This is a genomic window from Pseudomonas hunanensis (genome assembly GCF_013393325.1).
Lineage (GTDB): Bacteria > Pseudomonadota > Gammaproteobacteria > Pseudomonadales > Pseudomonadaceae > Aquipseudomonas > Aquipseudomonas putida_P.
In genome coordinates this window covers 49989-68429 of record NZ_QJRC01000080.1, presented here as the reverse complement: position 1 = coordinate 68429, position 18441 = coordinate 49989, and the positions used below count along the sequence as shown (strand labels likewise).

At 63.2% G+C, this 18441-nt stretch carries 14 protein-coding genes; 5 read left to right on the top strand and 9 right to left on the bottom strand.

Going from position 1 to position 18441, the window contains the following annotated elements; translation table 11 throughout:
• Positions 1-4: 4 nt before the first annotated feature.
• Both DM807_RS08895 and DM807_RS08890 read right to left on the bottom strand, forming a co-directional pair.
• Entirely contained in the window at positions 5-1621 is a 1617-nt protein-coding gene (locus DM807_RS08895) for an ATP-binding protein (RefSeq protein ID WP_069943120.1), read from the bottom strand.
• A gap of 80 nt (positions 1622-1701) precedes the next feature.
• On the bottom strand, positions 1702-2757 hold the full coding sequence (locus DM807_RS08890) for a HEAT repeat domain-containing protein (RefSeq protein WP_060493474.1): 1056 nt from the start codon (positions 2755-2757) through the stop codon (positions 1702-1704).
• Positions 2758-2893: 136 nt separating this feature from the next.
• Between DM807_RS08890 and DM807_RS08885 the strand changes: the two genes are divergently transcribed.
• Positions 2894-3481, top strand: coding sequence for a TetR/AcrR family transcriptional regulator (locus tag DM807_RS08885; protein ID WP_012272149.1), 588 nt, complete (start codon positions 2894-2896; stop codon positions 3479-3481).
• Positions 3482-3600: 119 nt separating this feature from the next.
• On the opposite strand, the gene DM807_RS08880 is transcribed toward DM807_RS08885, so the two are convergent.
• The 5 genes from DM807_RS08880 to DM807_RS08860 form a co-directional block, all read right to left on the bottom strand.
• Positions 3601-5016 carry an efflux transporter outer membrane subunit gene (locus DM807_RS08880; protein ID WP_060514772.1) on the bottom strand — a complete coding sequence of 472 codons (1416 nt, stop codon included), beginning with the start codon at positions 5014-5016 and terminating at the stop codon, positions 3601-3603.
• Positions 5013-8192 carry an efflux RND transporter permease subunit gene (locus tag DM807_RS08875; RefSeq protein WP_012272151.1) on the bottom strand — a complete coding sequence of 1060 codons (3180 nt, stop codon included), beginning with the start codon at positions 8190-8192 and terminating at the stop codon, positions 5013-5015. Before DM807_RS08875 ends, DM807_RS08880 begins: the two co-directional genes overlap by 4 nt.
• A gap of 12 nt (positions 8193-8204) precedes the next feature.
• Positions 8205-9446 (bottom strand): multidrug efflux RND transporter periplasmic adaptor subunit MexE, encoded by a 1242-nt coding sequence (gene mexE, locus DM807_RS08870; protein ID WP_012272152.1) that lies wholly within the window; start codon positions 9444-9446, stop codon positions 8205-8207.
• Positions 9447-9603: 157 nt separating this feature from the next.
• Complete coding sequence (locus DM807_RS08865; RefSeq protein ID WP_012272153.1) at positions 9604-11190, bottom strand: rhodanese-related sulfurtransferase; 1587 nt, start codon at positions 11188-11190, stop codon at positions 9604-9606.
• Complete coding sequence (locus tag DM807_RS08860; RefSeq protein ID WP_012272154.1) at positions 11187-11795, bottom strand: cysteine dioxygenase family protein; 609 nt, start codon at positions 11793-11795, stop codon at positions 11187-11189. The genes DM807_RS08865 and DM807_RS08860 overlap by 4 nt, the downstream gene beginning before the upstream one ends.
• Before the next feature lie 195 nt (positions 11796-11990).
• Between DM807_RS08860 and DM807_RS08855 the strand changes: the two genes are divergently transcribed.
• Entirely contained in the window at positions 11991-12926 is a 936-nt protein-coding gene (locus DM807_RS08855; protein WP_179027279.1) for an aliphatic sulfonate ABC transporter substrate-binding protein, read from the top strand.
• 27 nt (positions 12927-12953) lie between these two features.
• Entirely contained in the window at positions 12954-14261 is a 1308-nt protein-coding gene (locus tag DM807_RS08850) for an LLM class flavin-dependent oxidoreductase (RefSeq protein ID WP_060494569.1), read from the top strand.
• On the opposite strand, the gene DM807_RS08845 is transcribed toward DM807_RS08850, so the two are convergent.
• Entirely contained in the window at positions 14255-15445 is a 1191-nt protein-coding gene (locus DM807_RS08845) for a type II secretion system F family protein (protein ID WP_012272157.1), read from the bottom strand. The two genes, DM807_RS08850 and DM807_RS08845, sit on opposite strands and share 7 nt — an antisense overlap.
• Before the next feature lie 11 nt (positions 15446-15456).
• Positions 15457-15882, bottom strand: a complete 426-nt coding sequence (gspG, locus tag DM807_RS08840; RefSeq protein ID WP_012272158.1) for a type II secretion system major pseudopilin GspG — start codon at positions 15880-15882, stop codon at positions 15457-15459.
• 185 nt (positions 15883-16067) lie between these two features.
• On the opposite strand from gspG, the gene DM807_RS08835 reads away from it, so the two are divergent.
• Together DM807_RS08835 and DM807_RS08830 are read left to right on the top strand one after the other, a co-directional pair.
• Positions 16068-16661 (top strand): lytic transglycosylase domain-containing protein, encoded by a 594-nt coding sequence (locus DM807_RS08835; RefSeq protein WP_041166486.1) that lies wholly within the window; start codon positions 16068-16070, stop codon positions 16659-16661.
• Between the two features lie 118 nt (positions 16662-16779).
• The gene (locus DM807_RS08830; protein ID WP_012272160.1) at positions 16780-18240 is read left to right on the top strand and encodes a sensor histidine kinase; all 1461 of its coding nucleotides are present in this window, start codon (positions 16780-16782) and stop codon (positions 18238-18240) included.
• The last annotated feature ends 201 nt before the right edge of the window (positions 18241-18441 follow it).

Sequence of the window (18441 nt, the reverse complement as noted above, 5' to 3'; positions counted from 1 at the left end):
CGCTTCAGGGCTTGCCAAGAATCTGCGTCACCTGGGCCTGCAACTGCTTCAGTTCGAACGGTTTGCAGATCAGGTGCATGCCCGTGCCCAGGAAGCCCTCACGGGCCATGGCTGTCTCCGCATAGCCGGTGATGAATAGCACTGGCAAGTGCGGTCGCAGGCTGCGAGCAATTTCGGCCAGTTGCCGGCCATTCATGCCGGGCAAGCCAACATCGCTGACCAGCAAGTCTACCGCTTGTGCCGAGCGTAAAACTTTCAAACCCTCGTTGGCATTGGCAGCGCTGTGGCAGGGGAAGCCGTCGTCGCGCAGAGCCTGGCACAGCAGATGGCGCACATCAGGGTCATCTTCGACCACCAAGACATGCCGGCTACAATCGCCTTGTTTGGGAGGCGTTGGGCTGGACACTCGCCGAGCTTCACCGCGATGGCGGGGCAGGTACAGTTCTACCTGGGTGCCTTGGCCAAGCTCGCTGTGCAGCGTGACATGCCCGTGGGATTGCTTGCTGAAGCCGTACACCATCGACAAGCCGAGCCCGATCCCCTGGCCGGTCGCCTTGGTGCTGAAGAACGGCTCGAAGGCGTGCTCCAGTGTGCTTTGTGCCATGCCCTGGCCGTCGTCGATGATCCGCAGGCGCACATAATCGCCCTCGCGCAGAGCGCCGTCGGCGAATTGCTCGGTGGCGATGTATTGATTGCTCGCCTCGATGCGCAGTAGACCACCACTGGGCATGGCTTCGCAGGCATTGAGCAGCAGGTTGTCCAGGGCTTCGTGCAGCTGCTCGTCGTCTGCCTCCACAGGCCAGAGCCCTTTGGCAACCTGCACCTGCAGGTTTACCGACGGGCTGAGACAAGCCTTGAGGCGGTTTGCCCGCAGCAGAGTATGCAGGTCTATACGTTGGTTATGCAGCGATTGTCGGGAAGAGAATGCCAGCAGGCGGTGTGTCAGGCGGGCGGCGCGTGCTACAGCCTCGCGGCCCATGCTCAGCACGCCGTCCAGGCCGTCGCTGCGGCCTTGGTACAGGCGCCGCTCGATCAGTTCGAAGCTGCCACCAATGCTGGTGAGCAAATTGTTGAAGTCATGGGCGACGCCGCCGGCCAATTGGCCGATGGCTTCCATCTTGCGTACTTGGTAGCGGGAGAATTCGCTGTGCTGCTGTTCTTCGTTTGGCGGCTCAAGCTGGGTGTCCAGGCGCTGCTGCAGGCCATGGAGCTGGTCACGTATCAGGTATTGCCTGCGGCGGTTGCGCAGTGCGGACTGGGTCATGTGCAACAGCTGGGCGTGTTCGAAGGGCGCAATCAGCAATGCCAGGTTGCCCACGGGGTGATTAGTCGCGCCAGTGGCTGACCAGGCGCCCTGGGTCACCAGTACGATGGGCAGGTCCGACCAGCTTGGTTGCTGGTCAATATAGGCTTGCAGCGACTCGCATGGGCCATGGCTGAACACTTGTTCGGCAATGATCGCCAAACCTGCGCCTTCGGCCAGGCGCGCCTGCAGGTTGGCCATGTCGACCGCACACAGGCTTTCGATGCCGGCGCGAGCGAGCAGGTTCGAGGTGTCCGCCGCCAACGGCGGGGGTGCCAGAATCAACGCACGTTGATCCAGCGTCAACGAACTGGCCAAAACGGCTCTCCTGTAGGGTGGCCTGTTATCCACTGGACCCCGGGCACTGGCACGGGGTTCAACAATAAATCAGGAATGGCCTACAGGCCCTGTTGCAATACGGGATCGTCCGGGTTCTGGCGTTCCAGTTCGGCCAGCAGTACCTGCACATTCTGCAGTTGGCCGGATTCTTTCCAGTACTGAATCAGCAATACCCGCGCCCGACGATTGGCGGGTTGCCGATTGAGCACGGTTTCCAGTTGCTTCTGCGCGGCATCGAGTTGCTCCAGTTCGTGCAGGGTAACCGCCAGCGTATAGCGATAGTCTGTGTTGTCCGGGTCAAGTTCGACGGCGCGGGAAAGGGCCAGCAAGGCATATTCGCGCTGCTCGTGGCGGTTCAGCCAAAGCCCGAGTTCGTACTGCAGAAAGGCCGAGTCAGGGCTCAACGCCAAGGCTTTGCCCAGTACTTGGCGTGAGGCGTCGTGATGGCCCTGGCGTTCCAGCAGGCGCACTTGAGTGGCCAGCGCGTCGAGGTTGCCGGGGTCAACCGCCAGCGCGCGTTGCAGTGCTGTGGAGGCCTGGGTGTAGTCGTTTTCATGCAGGTACAGACGCGCCAGGTGCACCTGCGCGTCGGCATCCTCGGGTTGCTGTTCCAGGGCTTGCTGGTATTGCTCAAGGGCTGCCTGAAGCGGGCCGAAGTACAGGCCGATGGCGTCGGGATCGAGGCCTAGCAGGGCATCCACGGCGGCAAAGCGCACGCTTTGGTCGTCATCGTCCAGCAGCGGGCCGAGTACCAGGCTGCGCTGCGCCGCCGGCAGCAGGCGACGGATACCCGCAATGGCCGCACGACGCACCAGCGGGTCGCCATGCTCCAGGTCCTGGCTGGCGAGTTTCAATGCCTGCGGCGAGGGGTAGTTGGGTAACTCTGTGTACAGCGCCGCACGGCGGATGGCGGGCAGGTCGTTACGTTGTAATTGCTGGTACAGCACCCGTGCTGCTCCAGGCTGACCGTCGTGTGCCTGGCGTAGCGCCTTGGTGTAGCTGTGTGCCGGCAAGGTAGGCTGCGCGGGCGGGGCGTCACGCCACAGGTAGCCGAACAGGGCCAATACCACAATCGACGACAGTAGGGCGATCAGGTAGCGGTTGCGTCTGGGCATCTGACGATCCGTGGCGGCGGGAAGGGCAGAGCTTGGGCCAGCCGGGGGGTAATTGCAACCGAACCGAACAGGCTGCTTGCCACGGGCCAGGCCTGCGTGGTGACATTACATGCATTGCGTATGTAAGGAGAGACACATGGTTCGCCGCACCCGTGCCGAGATGGAAGAAACCCGCGCCACGCTGTTGGCAACCGCCCGCCAGTGCTTCACTGCGCTGGGTTATGCGGACACCTCCATGGATGACCTCACCGCACAGGCGGGGCTGACTCGAGGGGCGCTTTATCATCATTTTGGTGACAAGCAAGGCTTGTTGACTGCGGTGGTGGAGCAGATCGACGCCGAGATGGACCAGCGCCTGCAAGCAATTTCGGAGGCGGCCGAAGATGCCTGGGAGGGCTTTCGCCAACGTTGTCGGGTTTACCTGGAAATGGCCTTGGAGCCGGAGATTCAGCGCATTGTGTTGCGTGACGCCAAAGCGGTGCTCGGCGGGGCTTCGCCGGGTTCGCAACGGCAGTGCATTGCGTCGATGCAACGGTTGATCGCAGACCTCATGCAGCAGGGCGTCATTGCCGAAGCCGACCCACAGGCGTTGGCATCGTTGATTTACGGGAGCCTGGCGGAAGCCGCCTGCTGGATTGCACAGGGGGAAGACGGCCAAGGCCGGCTGTTGAAGGGTTTGAACGCACTGGAGTTGCTGTTGCGGGGCGTGTTGAACAAGGCCTGAGCGCTGCGTACCGAGCCTCGGCCCCCGATGCTGTCGGGCATAAAAAAGCCCCGCGGGCCAAGGCCTGCGGGGCAAACGGTTGGGGGAGGAACCAACCAAAGGAGTCGTTGAAACGGGGGTCAGTGGGCGCTGGCAACGGTCTCCGGTTGCCAGCCACCGCCCAGGGCCTTGTAGATCGAGACGATGCCGCGGTAGAGCTCAACCTCACCCTGGGCCTGTGCATCTTCAGCGCTCAGCCGTTCGCGCTCGGCATCGAGCAGTACCAGGTAATCCACCGTACCCTCGCGATAGCGAATCGAGGCCAGCTCCGCCGCCTTGCGGCTGGCGTCGCTCTGACGCATCAGCGACAACAGCCGTTGCTGGGTTTTGTCGTAATCGCTGAAGGCGTTGGCCGACTCTTCCAGGGCCAGCAGTACTTGCTGCTCGTAGTTGGCCAATGCCCCTTCGGCATCGGCCTTGGCGCCGCGCAGGCGGGCCCGCACGCTGCCCAGGTCGAAGGCCGCCCAGGTAATGCTCGGGCCCAGCGCCCAGGCGTTGGCCGCCGAGGAGCCGATCTGCGAGCCGCGCGCGGCGGTAAAGCCGAGGAAGCCGCTGAGGCTGACCCGCGGGAACAGGTCGGCGGTGGCCACGCCCACGTTGGCGGTGGCGGCCGCCAGCTGGCGTTCGGCGCTGCGGATGTCCGGGCGGCGGCGCAGCAACTCACCCGGGTCACCCACCGGCAGCGCCTTGGCGATGGCCGGCAGGGCTTTGGGCGACAGGTCTACGCTGAGCGCGTCAGGGCGTTGGCCGAGCAGGGTGGCGATGCGGTGCCGCGCCCGTGCCTGTTCGGCCTGCAGTTGCGGCACGGTGGCTTCGACCCCGGCCAGGCGCGCATCGGCACGCACCACGTCAAGGTCGTTGCCCACGCCGGCATCGCGCAGGGTTTCGGTGATAGTGCGCGATTCCTGCTGGGTCTTGAGGTTGGCCAGGGCGATTTTTTCGCGTAACTGGGCACCGCGCAATTGCCCGTAGGCATCGACCAGTTCGGCGATCAGGCTGACTTGCAACTGCTGCAGGTCGGCGGCGGCTACCGCTTCCTGGGCTTCGCTGGCTTCGATCTGGCGCTGGATGCGGCCGAACAGGTCAAGCTCCCAGGCCATGTCCAGGCCCAGGTCGTAGCGCTCGCTGTTCACCCGCTGGGTGGTCTGGCCTGGGATCTGGCCCTTGCCGATGTCGCTGCTGGCGCGGCTGGTGACCACCGGGAACTGATCGTTCTCAGCGTCTTCACGGATCGAGCGGGCCGACTTCAGGCGGGCGAAGGCCACGCGCAAATCACGGTTGCCGTCCAGCGAAGCCTGCACCAGCTGGTTCAGCACCGGGTCGTCGAACTGCTTCCACCACAGGCTCTCGAAGCGGCTTCGGTCGTAGGCCTTGGCCTGCACATCGCTGGCCAGCTGCGCAGGCTCGGTAGCGGGGGCCTGGTAGTCCGGGCCTACCGCACAGGCCGCCAGGGCCAGTGCCAGCAGGCTTGGGGTCAGGGGTTTGAGCAGGTTCATGCATGGTTCTCCAGCACTTGAACGCGTTCGGCCTTGCGGGCCTGGCGACGCTCGACGAAACGGCGGATCAGGAAGAAGAACACCGGGGTCAGGAACAGGCCGAACACGGTCACCCCGATCATCCCCGAGAACACCGCCACACCCATGGCATGGCGCATTTCGGAACCTGCACCGGAGCTGAACACCAGCGGCACCACACCCATGATGAAGGCGATCGACGTCATGAGGATCGGCCGCAGGCGCAGGCGGCAGGCTTCCAGCACCGCAGCCAGCGGGTCGAGGCCCTTGGCCTGTTCATCCTTGGCGAACTCGACGATCAGAATCGCGTTCTTGCACGCCAGGCCCACCAGTACGATCAGGCCGATCTGGGTGAAGATGTTGTTGTCGCCACCCGACACGATCACACCGGTGATGGCCGACAGCAGGGTCATCGGTACGATCAGGATCACCGCCAGCGGCAAGCTCCAGCTTTCGTACTGGGCAGCCAGTACCAGGAACGCCAGCAGTACGCACAGCGGGAACACCAGCAGTGCAGTATTGCCCGAGAGAATCTGCTGGTAAGTCAGGTCGGTCCACTCGAAGGTCATGCCGTTGGGCAGTTCCTCTTTCAGCAGCTTCTCGATGGCGGCTTCGGCCTGGCCAGAGCTGTAGCCCGGCGCTGCGGCCCCGTTGATTTCGGCTGTGATGAAACCGTTGTAGTGCATGACGCGGTCTGGCCCGGAGGTATCGCTGACCTTGAGGAAGGTCGCCAGCGGGATCATCTCGCCCAGGTTGTTGCGCACCTTCAACTGGCCGATCTGCTCGGCATCGAGGCGGAACTGTTGCTCGGCCTGGACGTTGACCTGATAGGTGCGGCCAAAACGGTTGAAGTCGTTGGTGTACAGCGAGCCCAGGTAAACCTGCAGGGTGTCGAAGATGTCTGTGATCGCCACACCGTGGGTCTTGGCCTTTTCCCGGTCGATGGCGGCATCGACCTGCGGCACGTTGACCTGGTAGCTGGTGAACAGGCCTGCCAGCTCGGGTACGTTGTGGCTCTTGGCGATGATGTTCTGGGTTTCCTTGTACAGCGCTTCGTAGCCCAGGTTGCCACGGTCTTCGATTTGCAGGCGGAAGCCGCCAATCGTGCCCAGGCCCTGTACCGGCGGCGGTGGGAAGATGGCGATGTAAGCGTCCTGGATGTCGGCGAATTGGGCATTCAGCGCGGCTGCAATGGCTGCCGCCGACTGGCTCGGGTCCTTGCGCTCATCAAACGGCTTGAGCGGGGTGAACACGATGCCGCTGTTCGGGCTGTTGGTGAAACCGTTGATCGACAAGCCTGGGAACGCCACCGAGTCGGCAACGCCAGGTTGTTTCAGGGCGATTTCGCTCATGCGCTTGATCACCGCCTCGGTACGGTCGAGGCTGGCGGCGTCCGGCAGTTGGGCGAAGGCTACCAGGTACTGCTTGTCCTGGGCCGGCACGAAACCGGTCGGGGTGGACGAGAAGCCGAGGTAGGTCAGGCCCATCAGGCCGGCATACACGAACAGGGCGATGCCGCTGGAGCGAATGACTCGGCGCACGCCGCCGACGTAGCGGTGGCTGGCACGGTCGAAGAAACGGTTGAACGGGGCGAACAGCCAACTGCCCAGCAGTTTGTCGAGGAACCGCGAGAAACGGTCCTTGGGTGCATGGTGGTCCTTCAGCAGCACGGCAGCCAGGGCCGGCGACAAGGTCAGCGAGTTGAACGCCGAGATCACAGTGGAAATGGCGATAGTCAAGGCGAACTGCTTGTAGAACTGCCCGGTAAGGCCAGAGATGAACGCGGCCGGCACGAACACCGCGCACAACACCAGCGCGGTGGCGATGATCGGCCCAGTCACTTCGCTCATGGCCTTCTGCGTGGCTTCCAGGGGTTTCAGCCCGAGCCCGATGTTACGTTCGACGTTCTCCACCACGACGATGGCATCGTCCACCACGATACCGATGGCAAGCACCAGCCCGAATAGCGATAGCGCATTGAGCGAGAAGCCGAACAGGTGCATCACCGCAAACGTACCGATCAGCGACACCGGTACTGCCAGCAGCGGGATGATCGAAGCGCGCCAGGTCTGCAGGAACAGGATCACCACCAGCACGACCAGCACCAGGGCTTCGAACAGGGTGTGCACCACCGCTTCGATGGAGCCGCGCACGAAGATGGTCGGGTCATAGACGATGCTGTAGTCCATCCCTTCCGGGAAGTCCTTCTTCAGCTCGGCCATTTTCGCCCGTACTTCGTCGGAGATCTCGATGGCGTTGGAGCCTGGGCGCTGGAAGATCGGGATGGCCACCGCCGGCTGGTTGTTCAGCAGCGAGCGCAAGGCGTACTGGCTGGAGCCAAGTTCGACCCGGGCGATGTCTTTGAGGCGGGTAATTTCGCCATCGGCACCGGCGCGGATGATGATGTTTTCGAACTCTTCCTCATTGACCAGACGGCCCTGGGTGTTGATCGACAGCTGGAAGCTGGTGGAGCCGGGGGCGGGCGGGGCGCCCAGCTGGCCAGCGGCAACCTGGCGGTTCTGCTCGCGGATCGCGGCCACTACATCACTGGCAGTCAGGTTGCGCGAAGCGGTCTTGTTCGGGTCCAGCCACACGCGTAGCGAGTAGTCGCCCATGCCAAACAGCTGCACGTCGCCTACACCACCCAGACGCGCCAACTCGTCCTTGATGTTGAGGATGGCGTAGTTGGACAGGTAAAGCATGTCGTAGCGGTTATCCGGCGAGGTCAGGTGCACGACCATGGTCAGGTCGGGCGAGGCCTTGTCGACGGTGATACCGATACGGGTCACTTCCTCGGGCAGTTTGGGCTGGGTACGCGTGACGCGGTTCTGCACCTGCACCTGAGCGTTGTCCAGGTCGGTCCCCAGGGCGAAGGTGATGGTCAGCGTCAGCTTGCCGTCAGCAGTGGACTGGGAGGACATGTACAGCATGTTCTCCACACCGGTAATGGCCTGCTCCAGCGGCGCGGCAACGGTTTCGCCAATGACCTTGGGGTTGGCACCGGGGAAGTTGGCGCGCACCACCACGGTGGGTGGCACCACTTCGGGGTATTCGCTGATCGGCAGCTGGAACAGCGAGATGGAACCCGCAATCAGCAGCACCAGCGACAGCACCGCGGCGAAGATCGGCCGGGTAATGAAGAATTTCGAGAAGTTCATCGGTAGGTTCCCTTAACCGCGTGGCGCCTGGGCGCTGGCGACTTTCACGTTGTTGCCCGCCACCTTCGGCGCCGGGTTGCTGGCCTCCAGGGCCTGGCGCTGCTGGGCGAGGGCGGCGAGGGTCTGTTCGCTGGCCATTGGCGTTTCTTCTGGGGTGACCGGCGAGCCAGGGCGCACACGCTGCAGGCCCTTGACCACGATGCGGTCGTCCTTGCCAAGGCCGCTGCGCACGATGCGCAGGCCTTCCAGCTTCGGCCCCAGCTCCACGGCGCGGTAGGCGGCCTTGTTGTCCTTGTCCATGACCAGTACGAACTTCTTGCCAAGGTCGGTGCCTACGGCTTCGTCGTTGATCAGTACGGCGTCGTACTGGGCGCTGCCGACCAGCTTCAGACGCGCATACAGCCCAGGGGTGAACTGGCCGTCGCTGTTGTCGAACACCGCACGGCCACGGATGGTGCCGGTGCGCGGGTTGACCTGGTTGTCGACGAAGTTCATCTGGCCCAAGTGCGGGTTGCCGGTTTCGCTGGTCAGGCCCAGGTACACCGGGGTGCTCTGGCCACGCTGGCCTTCGCGGGCCAGCTGGGTGTACTTGAGGTAAACGCGCTCGTCGGCGTCGAAGTAGGCATAGACCTTGTCGGTGGACACCACGCTGGTCAGCGGGGTGACATCGGCGCTGACGATGTTGCCTGCGGTGAACTGGGCGCGGCTGACGCGGCCGCTGATGGGTGCGGTGACGCGGGTGAAGCTGAGGTTCAGGCGTGCCAGGTCGAGTTGAGCCTGGATCGCATCGACCCCGGCGCGGGCTTCGGCGGCGGCGCTGCTGCGCGATTCGGCCAGTTCGGCGGAAATGGCATTGCTGTCACGCAGACGCTCGCCACGGCGGGCCTCGTTGGCGCTGCGGATGGCGGTGGCCTTGGCTTGTTGCAACTGCGCTTCGAGGCGGCGGACTTCTGCCTGGAACGGGCGTGGGTCGATCTGGAACAGCAGGTCGCCTTTCTTGACCTGGGCGCCTTCAGTGAAGGCTACCTGGTCGATCTGGCCGGAGACCCGTGGGCGCACCTCTACGGTTTCCGGTGCTTCGAGGCGGCCGGTGAACTCGTCCCATTCGTTGATCGGTTGTTCGATCACCTTGGCAACAGTGACTTTCGGCGCGGCGGGAGCCTGCACGGCGTCGGGGGTTCGACCGCAAGCGCTGATCACCACCACTGCCAGGGCAGCGAGGGGAAAGCGCAAGGGTTTGAGTGATTGTTCCATGGAGAACTCCGCCAATGTATTAGTAGTGGGCGGAGTGTGAGTGTGTTGCGCGTGAGGCACGAATCGAACGAGACGAAGGTTATTATCACGCTGAATGATATGTGCGGATCAATCATCGATGGCGGGCATGGTTGGGGCGCAGAGCGCCCCGGCAATCTCAGCTCAATACGCTGAACCCATGGGTGCCATCGCGCTCCAGTTGGGCAATCAACCCGAACTCCCAATCCAGATATCCCTGCATGGCTTCGCGTGGGTTATCAGTGCCTTCATAAGGCCGGCGATAGCGGTCGGTTCGCGCAACCGCCAGGTGGGTTTCGCCACTGTCCAAGGGTTTGCCTGCCGCAATCCAGCGCGCAGTACCGCCGTCCAGTACATACACCGGGGTTTGCGTAAGTGCTTGCAAGTCTACCGCCGCAAAGCGTGCCAGCAGGCTGCTGCCGCAGGTCAGCACATAGCGCTCGGCAACCGGCAACTGCTCCAGCACCTGCGGTAATTGCGCACGGATCGCCCAATGGGCGCCTGGAATGTGGCGTTTGACGTAGTTGGCACTGCTGGTGAAGTCCAGCAGCACGGTGCCTGGCGCTTGCAGCCAGTCATGCAGTTGCTCGACGCCGATTTCGGTGACTGCGGGTAGTGCAGGCTGCGGTGCCTGCCAATCGCCGGTCTCGCTGAAGTCCGCCACCGACAGACCATCGAGCACCCCTACCTGCCAGCCCATTTGCGCCAGCCACGAGGCGCTCATGTTGGCCCGTACGCCATCGTCATCCACCAGCACGATGCGCGCCCCGCGCACGCTGGCGACATGGTCGGTTTCCTGCACCAGTTGCCCGCCTGGCACACTGCGGCTGGCCGGTAGGTGGCCATGGGCGTATTCCTCAGGCGTGCGCACATCGAACAGGTAGGTAGTACGGCGGCTATCGGCCTGCCAGGTGGCCAGCGTTTCGCGCGTCAGGCGCAGCACACCGGCACGGTCGGCTACATGGCGTGCACGCTGAGCGGCGTCGATGCGGGTGGTATCGCTGACCGCTGCAAAACGGCGCTCCTGGCCGTGAGCCAGGGTTTGCCCGGCCAGGGTCCAGCCGATGGTGCCGTTGCGCAGGGCGGCCACCGGGTTGGGGATGCCGGCGTTGACCAGCGACTGGGTGCCGATGATGCTGCGGGTGCGCCCGGCGCAGTTGACGATGACTTGGGTGGCGGGGCTGGGCGCCAGTTCGGCAACCCGTAGCACCAGCTCGGCGCCCGGCACGCTGATGCCTCCAGGAATGCTCATGGTCTGGTATTCGTCGAAGCGGCGGGCGTCGAGCACCACCACATCGGCTTTGGCGTCCAGCAGCGCTTGCACGTGTTCGGCCGCCAGCGATGGGGTGTGGCGCACGCTTTCGACCAGCTCGCCAAAGGCCTTGCTCGGCACATTGACGTCACGGAACAGCTCGCCACCGGCTGCGCGCCAGCCGGCCAGGCCACCTTCGAGCACTGCAACATCGCTGTAGCCCAGTGCCACCAGGCGTTCGGCCGCCAGAGCAACCAGCCCTTCGCCGTCGTCATACACCGTGAGGGGGGTGTCACGGCGGGGCACGCGGGCGAAAATTTCCAGCTCCAGTTTCGACAATGGGAGGTTGGCGGCGAACAGTGGGTGTGCTTGGGCGAACGGGTCTTCCTCGCGCACATCGATCAGTGCCAGTTCTTCATGGGCCAGCAGGGCTTGGCGAATGGCGTGATAGGAACGGGTGGCAACGGTGCTCATGGGGCAGGGTTCTCTTTGGACAAGTCCCAGATGTTGGGCAGAAGGTGGTTGGAGTAGCCGGAAATGAACGCTTTTTCGGTGCCATCGGGCAGGTAAACCGCCCGGCTGACGGCGCCAATGTTGGCGCCGTACACGTGAATACTGATCGACACCCGGTCACCGAAGGCATTGCTGACCTGGTGGATATCGCCGATGCGGGGCGAAACAGCCTCGACGTGGCCGGGATCGATACGCACAGGCTCGCCCGCCGGCAGCAAGGCGCCCTGTTCGCTACGGGTGAAGCCTTGCGAGTATTCGGCGCCACGCAGCATGCCGATCAGGCCCCATACCCGGTGGTCGTGAATCGGCGTCTGCTGGCCGGGCCCCCAGACGAAACTGACGATGGAAAAGCGCTGGCGCGAATCGCAGTGCAGCAGATATTGCTGATAGCGGGCTGGATCTGGCTGCGCCAATGCCTCTGGTAGCCAGTCGTCATGCGCGACCAGGCTGCGCAGCAGGCCCTGACCTTGGTCGAGGAGTGTGGCTTCGTCGGTTTCCCGGTCCAGCAGTTGCGAAAGGGCGTCGATGAAGTGTCGCAAGCGCTCGAAGCGTAGGGGTTGGCTCATGGTTCAGGCTCGGCTGGCGGTTTTGCTTAACCCTAGCAAATGCGCTAAATATTCTCAAAAGTAAAAATATGCATAAGCTAATATGCATAAAATGCATTTACAGATTGCCCCGATCTGTTTTCAAATGAACGTACAACCTACGAGACCGCACGCGCGGATCGGCCTTATGTACCCCGACGGTACCTGGAGACGAACGTGCGATACCTCAAGCAATTGGCCGCCGGTGTGCTGGCCAGCTCCCTAAGCCTGGCCGCCGCTGCACAAACCCTGGTGGTCGGCGACCAGAGCTTCAATGCCCGTGCCGTGATGGAAGCAGCCGGTGTGCTCGAAGACCTGCCGTATACCCTCGAATGGAAGCAATTTACCGCCGGTTCGCCGGTGGCCGAGGCGCTGAATGTGGGCAGCCTGGACATCGGCTTGCTGGGCGATGCGCCGCCGTTGTTCCTCGGGGCATTGGGCGCGCCGATCAAGGTGATCGCGGTCAGCCGGCAGAACCTCGATGGCGTGGCCATCCTGGCACGCAAGGACTCGAACATTCACAGCCTCGAAGACTTGCGCGGCAAGCGCGCAGCGATCTGGAAGGGCTCGTGGAGCCAGCAGTTGCTGTTCAGCGCGCTGGACAAGGCTGCCGTGCCGCGTGATGCCCTGGAGCTGCGCTACCTCAGTGCCCTGGACGCCTCGCATGCCCTGGATGGTGGCTCGGTGGACGTAATCGCCACCTGGGAGCCTTATGTCACCCAACAGGAGCGCCAAGGGGCGCGGGTGCTGGCCACGGCCGAAGGGCTGATCCCGGCACAGAGCTTCGTGGTGGCCAACGCCAAGGCGGTAGAGGCCAAGCGGGCGCAGATCAGCGATTTTCTCCAGCGCCTGAAAAAGGCCCGTGACTGGACCTTGAGCGACCCGGCGCATACCGAAGCCTATGCCGATGCCTGGGCCAAGCGCACCCGCGCCGACCGCGATATTGCCCGTGCCTGGTTTGCCCGCGCGCGCACCGATGTGGCACCGCTGAACCCGCAGGTGATCGTGGATGCGCAGAAAACCGTGAACTTCTTTGCCGGGCTGGGGCTGATCAAGGGATACCCGGCGGCGAGCCTGTTCGATACCTCGTTCGCGCCAGCGTTCGAGCATTGATTTCACCTGTGCTTGCGAGGAATGACCATGACCACCCGCAAAATCAAACTCGGCGCCCTGACCATGGGCTGTGGCGGCCCCGGCCGGCACAACCTGTGGCTGGACCCGGAGCTACCGGCCGATGCCAGCGTCAATATCGACTGGTACATCGATATCGCCCGCCAGGCCGAGGCGGCGTTGTTCGACCTGATGTTCATCGTCGACAGCCAGTACATCACCCCCGGCTCACCGTCCCACTACCTCAACCGCCTGGAGCCGCTGACCCTGCTCTCGGCACTGGCGGTGACCACCCGCAATATCGGCCTGGTCGGCACCCTGACCACTTCCTACAACGAACCCTTCAACGTCGCCCGCCGCCTGGCCTCGCTGGACCTGATCAGCAAAGGCCGCGCCGGCTGGAACGTGGTGACCAGCGGTGACGCCGGCACTGCTGGCAACTATGGCCGAGACGAGCATTACGACTACGACACCCGTTACGCCCGGGCTCAGGAGCATGTAGCGGTGGTGCAGGGCCTGTGGCGGTCCTATGAGGACGGCGCGTTCCCGCGCAACCGCGCAACCGGGCAGTTTCTCGATCCTGGCCGTATGCACGCGCTGAACCACAAGGGCGAGCACTTCTCGGTCGTTGGGCCTTTGAATATCCAGCGTTCACCCCAAGGCCAGCCGGTGATCTTCCAGGCCGGCGACTCGCAGCAAGGCCGCGAGCTGGGGGCCGCCACGGCGGATGTCATCTTCACCCATGCCGCCAGCATCGAGCAGGGGCAGGCGTTTTACCGCGATGTGAAAGGCCGTGCGGCGCGGTTAGGCCGCGACCCGGAGCAATTGCTGGTTTTGCCCGGCGCCGAGGTCTACGTGGGCGACACCGACGAACACGCCCGCGAGATCGAGCGTCATTACCACCAGCAGGATCACAGCTTCGAACTGGCCCTCAAGGAGTTCGGGCGCAATTTTGGTTGGCATGACTTCAGCCAGTACGACCTTGACGCACCCTTCCCACAAGAAAGCCTGGAACAGGCGCGCAGCAGCTTTTTCACCAACGCCAAGCGCATCGCCGACCAGGCACGGGAGCAGGGCTTTAGCCTGCGACAGGCGGTGGAGTACGGGCGTAAGCTGCGCCCGGGCGCTTTCGTCGGCTCGGCTGAAACAGTTGCGGCAAAGATGGCCGAATGGTTCGAGGCGCGGGCGCTGGATGGCTTCAACATCTACATCGGCCACCCAGGGCAGTTCCGCCGGCTTACCCAGGAAGTAGTGCCCTTGCTGCAAGAACGCGGGGTATACCGCACTGCTTATGAAGGCACCACACTGCGCGAAAGCCTAGGCCTGGCGCTTCAGTGAATGCTCGAGGCCAGCTCGAAGATCGGCATGTACATGAGGATCACGATCAGGCCGATCAGCAAGCCGATGAAGGTCATCAGCAGGGGTTCGAACAGTTTGACGAACCATTCCACCCAGCGGCCGATTTCCTGGTCATGGAAGTCGGCGCAGCGTTCCAGCATCTCGCCCAGGTTGCCCGACTGCTCGCCGGCCCGCAGCAGGCGCAGCGATACCGGTGTAACCAGGTGCCCGGCCTCCAGTGCATCGGACAGGGGCAGCCCTTCGCCCACCCGCTGGCTGGCTTGCGCCAGGCCCTGCGCTGCTGCGCTGCCGAGCAGGCCGCGGGCCATCCCCATGGCGGTGAGGATGGGAATACCGCCTTGCAGCAGTATGCCCAGCGAGCGATAGAAGCGCGCCAGCTCGTACATCATCAGACGCTGGTGCAGTGCTGGCAGGCGCCGTAACTGGCAGGAGGCCCAATGCCGTACACGCGGATGACGCCGCAACAGCCAAAGCGCCGTGACCCCGCCGACGGTGCCCAGCGCCAGGGGCAATTGCTGGGCATGCAGGAACAGGCCGATCTGCATCAGCACCCGTGATAGCCAGGGCAGCTCGGTGCCCATGCCTTCGAATACCTGGCTGAAGCGCGGCACCACGTAGCCGAGCAGGAACAGCACCACGCCGCCTCCCACCAGCAACAGCAACAACGGGTAGACCGAGGCACCGACCAGTTTCTGCCGCACAAGGTCCAGGCGTTGGCGGTAGCTGATGTAGCGGGCGAGGGCGTCACCCAGCGCGCCGGTGCGCTCGCTGGACTGCACCAGCGCTACATACAGCGGCGGGAATACACGGGGTTGCTGGCCCAGGGCCTGGGACAGCGAGCGGCCTTCGTACAACTGGCGTACCAGTTCGGCCAGCACCTTGCGCGTTGCAGGCGAAGGGGCCTTTTCTGCCAGGCTTTCCAGTGCGTCGATCAGCGGCAGGCCGGCATTGAGCAGGGTCGACAATTCCTGGCTGAACAGCACCAGGTCAAACGCCGCTTCGCGGCGCCAGGCCATACCACGCAAGGAGCCGCCGCTGCCGCGCAGGCTGAGCACGCGCAGGCCCTGGTCTTCGGCCTGGCGGCGAGCCTGCTCGGCGTCTTCGGCGTCGATCTGCAACTGCACCACGCCCTGCCTGCCCAGGGCCTTGAGGCTGTAGCGCATGGTTGTTCTCCTCACTGCCAACTGGTGATTTCGGCGTTTTCCCCATCGCCACCCGGCTGGCCGTCCTTGCCCATCGACAGCAGGTCGTACTCACCGCCGTTCTCGCCGGGTTGCCGGTAGATGTAGGGGCGGCCCCACGGGTCTTGCGGCACAGCCTTCTGCAGGTAGGGGCCGGTCCAGCGCGTCTCGCCACTGGGGGCAACCACCAGTGCCTGCAAGCCTTGCTCACTGTTGGGGTAGTGGCCGACCTCCAGGCGGTACAGGTCCAGGGCTTTGCTCAGCCCCTCGATCTGCGCTCGCGCCACTTTGGCTTCGGAGCGGCCCAGTTGGCTGAAGTATTTGGGCGCGACAATGCCGGCCAGCAGGCCGAGCACCACCAGTACCACCAGGAGTTCAAGCAGGGTGAAGCCACGTTGCGGGTTGGTTCTGCGCTGCATGGTGAAGCCCTCCACTGCATGGGGACACGTGTTGGCAGGCACCATGCAACAGCCGTGCACGTCTGCCTCGGGGCCTTGCGCCATGCGGCACAGGAAGCGGCACAGTGCTTGCGTCGTGGTCATCGTCCACGGGTTTTCCGGGGCATTTTCCCCACATTGGGGGCCACGACGAAGAGGCGACCGACATGCGTGGACTCATCCTCGGTTTGATCTGGCTGGCGGCAGGTGCTGCCCAGGCCGATATGTACATCTCAATCGATGCCAAGGGTGGCTATGTACTGACCAACGTCCATCGACCAGGGCGCCACTATGAGAAGGTAATCGCCGAGCCGTTGGCCCAGGGCGGGCCGGCCAATGCGCAGATGATCACGGGTCGCCCTTACGCCGAGGTGGTGGCGACGGCGGCGCGCATTCACAATGTGCCGCCGGCGCTGCTGCATGCACTGATCAAGGCCGAGTCCGGGTACAACCCCAAGGCCCGATCGCGGGCGGGGGCGGTGGGGTTGATGCAATTGATGCCGGATACCGCCCGAGAAATGGGTGTGGAAGACCGCCTGGACCCGGAAGACAACGTGCAGGGCGGGGCACGCTACATCAAGCAGATGCTCACGCTGTTCGACAACGACATCACTTTGGCCGTGGCGGCCTACAACGCCGGACCGGATGCCGTATTGCGAAGGGGGGCCGTGCCGCCGTTCGCCGAGACACGGCGTTATGTGCCCACAGTACTGCGGGAATACCGCAAGTTGCAGGGGTTGGCAGCTGATTCGCCTTTGTAGTTAGCCTGCACAGTACGCACCTCCCAACTACCCTTCGGCAGATGCTATTAATTTAATACCATAGTTTCCCCAAGTCTGGGCTATAACCTTCTGAAGGTGCCCAGCAGTGGAGTCCACCATGGACCTCGCCCCTCGTTCCGACGCTCTTGACGTGCCCGCCGGTAGCGAACTGGCTGCCCCGCACAAGCCGTTCAATTTGCTGCGCTGGTACGCCTGGGTCAGCCTGGCCATCATCCTGTCGGTGGCCGCTGGGCTGGGGCTGATTTCAAGCCGTTTCATCATCGACGAGAGCGTCGAGCGCGATGCATTGCTAACCGCGCAGTTCATCACCTCCATCGCCGATGCCGAAGTGCGCCATGTGTCTATCCCCAATGTGCGCACCATGGGCGAACTGCTCGACCCGCGCACCGACCGCAGCAACTTGCCCGATGTCGACCCGGATGCCCGGCGCAAAGCGCGCGGTGAATTCCTTGACCATATCGCCCACCTGCCCGATATGCTGCTGGCCAATATCTACGCCCCGGACCGCACGGTGATCTGGTCCAGCAACCCGGCCCTTATCGGCAAGCTGATCGACGCCGACGACGACCTGGAGCGGGCATTCGAGTACAAGATGCGGGTCTCGGCCAGCTATCACAACTTCGAGCAGGCCCGCGCCGAGCAAAAGTTCATTACCCCCCCCGAGCAGCTGTTCATCGAAAACTACATACCGCTGTTCGATGCCGATGGCGAACAGGTCACGGCAATGGTCGAGATATACAAAGAGCCCCATGACCTGATCGTGCGCATCGAGCATGGCTTGATCCTGATCTGGTTGGCGATCACCGTCGGCGCCGCGCTGGTCTATGTTGGCCTGTACGGCATCATGCACCGCGCCGCAAAGTTGCTGGCGGTGCAGCAGAAACGGCTGATCAGCAGCGAAACCTACGTGGCACTGGGCGAAGTGTCTTCGGCGGTGGCCCACAGCCTGCGCAACCCGTTGGCCAGTATCCGCTCAAGTGCCGAACTGGCCCAGGCGTTCGATGAAGGCCCGGCGCAACGCCAGGTCAACGACATCATCAACCAGGTCGATCGTATGTCGCAGTGGATTCGCCAGATGCTGCAGTCACTGCGCCCGTTGAACGACGAGGCGGTGGCGGTGGATTTGCCCCAGGCATTGCAGGAAAGCCTGCAAACCTACGCCGTGCCGCTGGCACGCGATGGGGTCAGCCTGGACGTGCAACCGTTACCGGCAGTGCAGGTGTTGGGGCACCCGGCGCTACTGCGTCAGGTATTCAGCAGCCTGATTGCCAATGCCCTGGAGTCGATGGAGCAGGGCGGGCGGCTGCGTATCGAGGTGGTGCGCCAGAACCGGCGCTGCCTGACCCTGCGCTTGTCCGACAATGGCAAGGGCATGAACGAAGCGCAGCAGCGTATGGCCTTCCGGCCGTTTTTCACCACCAAGCAGGGTGGGCTGGGGGTGGGGCTGGTACTGGTGAAACGCATCATGGAACGTTTCGGCGGAACGGTTCGACTCAGCAGCAGCGAAGGTCATGGCACCCGGGTTTCGTTAAGTTTTCGCTTGGCTAATACGCTCTGAATTACATTAAGAATTTCTGGTAATTCATTGATTTATAAAAGAATACGCTTTTTGGGTGGAAATTACCCAAATGTGGGGAGAGTTTTCTCCATTTTGGTTAATAAATCGAATGTAAATTATTGAAATATAAGTAAAAGATTATTTCTTATTTCGCTGGCCAAGTTTTTGCTACGTGATCTGTGGAGCGCAACACGCGACAAA